The sequence below is a fragment of the Novosphingobium sp. 11B genome (assembly GCF_054589055.1).
Genome location: NZ_BAAILP010000303.1, coordinates 1 through 245, shown reverse-complemented (window position 1 = coordinate 245; position 245 = coordinate 1). Strand labels below are relative to the sequence as shown.

Sequence of the window (245 nt, the reverse complement as noted above, 5' to 3'; positions counted from 1 at the left end):
GTGACCACTTGCGAGGTCGAAGTGCGATCCAGCGTGGGGTAGGTCTGCGTCGTGCCGACCTGCTTGTAGTAGCCGTCGAACTGCTTGCTGGCGCGTGCCGCCACGCGGATGCCCAGCGTGTCGCTCAGCGGGGTGGAGACGATCGCCTCGCCGTAGACCTGCTTCGCCGCGAATTCGTAGCCGCCGCGCGCGATCACTTCCAGCTTGTCGCCGGGGTCCGCCGTGGTGATCGAGACGACGCCCGC

General features: G+C 67.8%; 1 protein-coding gene. It reads right to left on the bottom strand.

Annotated features, from left to right (window positions below):
* Positions 1-245: hypothetical protein (locus ACYPYD_RS26095; RefSeq protein WP_459666544.1), on the bottom strand; the 245-nt coding region annotated here is incomplete at both ends.